This is a genomic window from Planktothrix sp. FACHB-1355 (genome assembly GCF_014748295.1).
Taxonomy (GTDB): domain Bacteria; phylum Cyanobacteriota; class Cyanobacteriia; order Cyanobacteriales; family Aerosakkonemataceae; genus Aerosakkonema; species Aerosakkonema funiforme_A.
Genome location: NZ_JACJUP010000639.1, coordinates 1 through 3938, shown reverse-complemented (window position 1 = coordinate 3938; position 3938 = coordinate 1). Strand labels below are relative to the sequence as shown.

Below are 3938 nucleotides of genomic sequence, written 5' to 3'. Positions count from 1 at the left end.
AACTACCCTTTTACAAAAGATAGCTTTTTGGGTATTAGAAAACACCGAAGATTTACCGATTTGGGTTTCCCTAGCTGATTGGCAAGATAAAGACAAAGACCTCAAACTCGACCAATATTTACTAGAAGATTGGCTCAAAGACGCCATTCGCAAAGCGCGACTATCACCGGAAATTCAGGATGATTTTGTTGACCAATTCAATCAAGGTCGAGTTTGGTTGCTGCTAGATGGCGCAGACGAAATGGACGAGGGATCTGGGGGAATTTCGCCCCTAACATCGATCGCAAACCAGCTCTCCGGTTGGCTCGATCGCGCCCAAATTGTTTTAACCTGTAGGCAGAATGTTTGGGATAGTGGCAAAAATGCGCTCGAATCCTTCGCCACTTATCGCAACTTAGACTTTAACCGCGCTCAGGTAAAAGAATTCATCCGCCATTGGTTCCGCGATAATCCCCAGTCGGGTAAGTGCTTGATACGAGAGATCGATCGAGCGGGACGAGAGCGGATCGACGATGCAGCCAAAAATCCTCTTAGGTTGGCACTTTTATGTCATATTTGGCAATTTGGTGCTGGTGAATTGCCCAACACCAAAGCCGGACTTTACGAACAGTTTGTCGAAGGAATTTATGAATGGAAACAAGAGCGATTTCCCACAACCAAACAACAGCGACAGGCTCTTACTCAAAGCCTGGGAAAATTAGCTTTAGAAGCAATTAATGCCAAAGAATCTCGATTTAGGTTGCGGCATAGTTTTGTAGAGAAAGTGCTGGGGAACCAGTACCAACAGTTTCAATTAGCTCTCGATCTAGGTTGGCTAAATCATGTGGGAGTAACCGCAGAACATCCTCACGAAGAAGTTTACGCTTTTTTCCATCCCACTTTCCAAGAATATTTCGCGGCGCAGGCAATTCCGAATTGGCGCTATTTCCTCAACCACATTCCCCGCAACCCCAGTATGGGAGCTTACCGCATTTTTGAACCCCAGTGGCGGGAAGTAATTTTGCTTTGGTTGGGGCGGGAGGAAGTCGCAAAAGAGCAGAAAGAAGAGTTGATCGCTGCACTGTTAGAATTTGAGGACGGTTGTCAGCATTTTTATGAGTATCGCGCTTATTTTTTGGCAGCAGCAGGGATTGCCGAATTTAAAGATTGTAGCTTTGCTGATGGGATTTTGGCTCAGCTCGTTCACTGGACGTTTGCTTATGAAATAGAGAAGCAAAGATGGTGCAACTCTCTGTCAGCAATGCGGAATAAAGATAGTGCATCCAGGCATAAGTTTTCCGGTCAAAAAACTCTAACTGCTTTACTCGATCGCACTTCGCTCCTCGCCCTAGAAAAAGAAGCGAAAACAGCACTGCAAAAAACTGAACGTTCCAGAGCGATCGCCGCTTTAATTGACTTGCTGCACAACAGTCAGCAACATAAAACTATCAGGCGATCGGCCCAAATGTTGGGGCAAATTGGCGCAAGTTCTCCAGAAGCGATCGCCGCCTTAATTGAAGTGCTGCAAACTTCCAGAGATGAAGAGACTCGCAGGCGCTGTGCTAAAAGTTTAGGGCAAATTGGAGTGGGAAACCCAGATGCTATCTACGCTCTTTTGGAATTGCTACAAAATAGCGAGGATGAAGATACGCGCAACCAAGCTGCCTATAATTTAGGGCAAATCGATCCCAAAAATACACACGCGATCGCAGATCTAATTGACTTGATCCGCAATTCCGCAGATGAAGATACCCGCCGTATCGCCGCCCTTAATTTGTGGCAAATCGATGCCGGAAACGCCGAAGCTACCGATGCTCTAATTCAGTTAATACATACTTCTGGCGATGAAGACACCCGCAGATTAGCCGCCTATAATTTGGGGCTAATCGATCCGCGCAATCCGGAAGCACGCAACGCCTTAATTCAGTTAATTAATACTTCTGGAGATGAAGACACTCGCAAATTAGCCGCCCAGAATTTATGGCAAATCGAACCGGGGAATCCAGAAGCGATCGGACTTTTAATTGAGTTAATGCACGCATCTGGAGATGAAGATACTCGCAGACAAGCTGCCTACAATTTAGGGCAAATCGATTCCGGTAATTCCGCAGCTCGCGATGCTTTGATTCACCTAATCCGCACATCTGGAGATGAAGATACCCGCAGATTAGCCGCTCAAAATTTAGGGCAAATCGATCCGGGAAACCGGGAAGCGATCGCTACTTTGTGTAAGTTAATTCGCACATCTGGAGATGAAGATACCCGCAGATTAGCCGCTCAAAACTTAGGGCAAATCGATCCGGGAAATGAGGAAGCTATAACTGCTTTATCTCAGCTAGTGCGAAACAGCCACAATCAAGAAACCCGGAGAAGATCTGCAAGGAGTTTGGGATATCTCGCCCTGGGTAACGAAGAAGCTCGCGACGCTTTGACGCACCTGCTGCAAACCAGTCAGGATGAGTTTACTCGTTGGCAAGCTGCTACCAGTTTAGGGCAAATCGACCCAGGCAATCAAGATGCGATCGCTGCTTTAATCGAATTGCTCCATACTTCTGGGGATGAAGAAACTCGCGGACGAGTTGTGCATAGTTTGAGGGTAATTCTCGATGAAAATTCCTGCGGGTTGGGAGTTACTGGATTAAAGGATTTCTTGACAGAGCGCGTTTACGAAAACGATTTCGATCTGTACGGGCGTTGCTACGAAATTGTTTGGCATTGCGCTCAAAATATGACATATCCAGATTTTTATAAAGCTTGGCACAGCCAAACAAATACCGTTGCCGTCACGGAGGGTTTCGCTCTTTCAGAATTACCGGAAATTCTGGCAGAAGCTATAGAAAATCATCCGGAATTGAGTCAGGTGATTAACTTAATTTGCATCGACGGTAGCAAGTTTATCGAACCCGATAATCCCGCTTTGGAAATTTACGACCAAATGCTCGATCTCGGTTGTCCGGAAAGGGAAAACAGAGAACCGGAAACAATGCAGGAACTGAAGTTTTATTGGCATTCCTTCAGGCGATCGCTCAAACGAAACAGCAAGAAACAACCAGTTTTAGTATTTTACGAAAATCCCCAACCACCAGCACCGCAGGGATTTAGCGATATTTTCCTCACCGATTTGAGCCGATTTGATGGCGCGATTTGTGTTGTGAGCGAACAGTGTCATATTCCCTTTCAATCCTTTTCACCCAGTCAGCCCAATTTAATTGCCGATATTGTGGCGTGGATTGCTGAGAAGATTGGGGAGGATGAGAGAGTGCGATCGTTTTAACCAGAAAGAGGGTTTCTCTAAGAAACCCTCTTTTTGGGCAAAGTATTGACCTATTTCCCGCTATTTTACTCAGCCGATCTTAAGAGATTTGCCCTCTCATTTTTATCTTAATTGGTTGGTATGATTAGAAATATAGCAACAGTCAAGGCGGTTAAGGCATTCTTAATTCCAACCAACCCTCGCGCCTAATCCCTTCTTCCCCTGTAGGGGCGAAGCATTTGGGCGATAATTTTTCACTTTCACCAAAAGATTTCTCACCAAATGCTTCGCCCCTCCGACGCCCTAGCCGCTAGTCCCTAGCTATAAGTCTATGATTTACCTAAAATTATCCTATGCGATCGCCATTTCCCGGAATAAACCCTTACCTAGAAAATCCAGAATTTTGGTCAGCGGTACATAACCGTTTAATTGTAGCGATCGCAGATGACTTGGTGGATCGTTTGAGCGAGAAATATCGAGTCGAAATTGAAAAGCGAACTTATTTTAGTAGTGATGAGGAAAGTGTTTTAGTTGGTATTCCCGATGTTGCCGTAGTGACTGGGAAAAAAGCAGAACCAACATCAACTATTGCTACTTTATCATTGTCCGTTCAACCTGAAAAAGTGACAATTCCCATTGCAGAAGAAGTAAACGAGCGTTATCTCGAAATTCGTGAAATTGCTACTGGCACTGTTGTTACAGCAGA

Annotated in this window: 2 protein-coding genes; both read left to right on the top strand. The window is 45.3% G+C overall.

The features are described from left to right. Nucleotides 1–3253, top strand: a 3253-nt coding sequence (locus H6S82_RS22165) for a HEAT repeat domain-containing protein (RefSeq protein ID WP_191056713.1), incomplete at its 5' end; no start/stop codon positions are given. A gap of 332 nt (nt 3254–3585) precedes the next feature. Continuing rightward, on the top strand, nt 3586–3938 hold a 353-nt coding region (locus H6S82_RS22160), incomplete at its 3' end, for a DUF4058 family protein (RefSeq protein ID WP_191056712.1).